We start from the raw sequence: 1,693 nt of genomic DNA, 5'->3' as shown, positions 1-1,693 counted from the left end.
GCCATTCGCTTTGGTCAGACCGTTCGCTTTGTCGAAGGGCGTTTGCGGCTCGCCAAGCTCGCACCAGTGGTTTTTGAGGCGTTGGCAAGCGGTGACATCACGCTTGATATTGCAAAAGCTTACGGCGCGACCTCGGATGTCGAACGTCAGGCCCAGGTGTTCGAGGAAGTCTCTGGAGGATATTACAGCGTAAATTCCGACAGCATCCGGCGCATGGTTCTGGACGCCAGTGTCCAGGCCAGCGATCCCCGCGCCGTTCTGGTCGGACGCGATGCTTATCTCGAGGCAGGCGGCAAGATCGACCGGGAGCTCTTCGATGATGATGAAACTGAAAGCTGGGTTGACGTTGCTCTTCTTGAACGTCTCGCTGCTGAGAAAATGGAATGGCGATCCGACGAGATCAAAGATCAGCATGGTCTTGCTTGGGTAAAGCCGACGCTCGACTGTTATGTCTCGCATGAACTTGTCGAAGGCTTGAACCGGCTTCCTACCGAGCTTGAACCGCTTAGCGAGGAGGCAATCGCGCGTCTGTCTGAATTGGAAATCGAATATGACGGCGAAGCTGTCATCCTCGAAAATGAAGACAGCAGCGAAGATGACGTTTTCGCAGCCGAGAAACGCGTGTCGGAAATCGAACAGGAAATGCGCTCGCTGGATGATCGCAAACCAGTTCTGGCCGATGCGCTTCGCAGCGAAGCAGGCGCTTTTCTGGCACTTGGTAACGACGGGATACCGACATTGGTTCCGCAATATTATACGGACAAGGTTGATGTCGAGCATGAAGATGAAGGCGTTGAACTAGTCGAGGAAGGCGAGGCCGCCCAACCCAAGCGCACGGCGCTTTCCAAACGCCTTGTCGATGAACTGGCGATGCAGCGGCGCGATATTTTGTCGCTTCATGTGGCAAGCGATCCGGCGCTCGCGCTCGATTTTATGATCTTTACGCTTGCGGATAGCGACAGCCATGACTGGCGGGCACAGGAGGCATCGACGCTGAAAGGCCCTGTTGCAAATGGTCCGGCGCATAATTTCGAGGCAAAGGATGCACCGGCAAGTGCAAGCCTAGCGGAATTGCGCGGATCGCTGGATGAAAGTTGGAAAGCTAGCACTACCGATGTCGAGCGTTTCGTGGCATTTCGGGAGCTCAGCGATGACGCGCGCAGCGCGTGGCTCGGCCATGTTGTCTCGCGAACGCTGATTGCGAGCCTGAATGTTGAAGGCGATCGCCAAGTTTCAATGCACGATTATCTGGGCGGTATCTTGGAAATCGATATGGCGGCTTGGTGGCGACCGACTGCGGCCAATTATTTTGACCGTGTACCCAAGGCCAAAACGCTTGACGGCATGCATGAGGTCGGCGGTTTGGAGCTTTCAAACCGCTACGGCGCGTCCAAAAAATCCGATCTTGCAGCAACCGCCGAACGCATCTTCTCCGGAAACTTCATCGCAGAGGCTGAAGTCAAACAGCAAGCTGCGCGGTGGGTTCCCGATGCGATGCGCTTTGCTGATTTGTCTGCGGCTGATGAAGTTTTGGAAGATGAAGCTTCGGAAGCCGGCGCATCAGAAGATATTCCAGAGATAGCCGACAAGGCTGCCTGATCCTCCTCCTGACAGGTGGTCTTCTGGCTGAAGCGGCTTGCCTTTTTAAGGCAAGCCGCTTCTTTTCATCAAAATCATGGCAGTAGGCGGTTAC

At 55.1% G+C, this 1,693-nt stretch carries 1 protein-coding gene; it reads left to right on the top strand.

The features are described 5' to 3' along the window. On the top strand, window positions 1-1,599 hold a 1,599-nt coding region (locus V7680_RS15600; RefSeq protein ID WP_335654169.1), incomplete at its 5' end, for a chromosome partitioning protein ParB. Window positions 1,600-1,693: the final 94 nt, after the last annotated feature.

Source organism: Parasphingorhabdus sp., assembly GCF_036963705.1.
Classification (GTDB): domain Bacteria; phylum Pseudomonadota; class Alphaproteobacteria; order Sphingomonadales; family Sphingomonadaceae; genus Parasphingorhabdus.
This window is presented reverse-complemented; position numbering and strand designations above follow the sequence as displayed.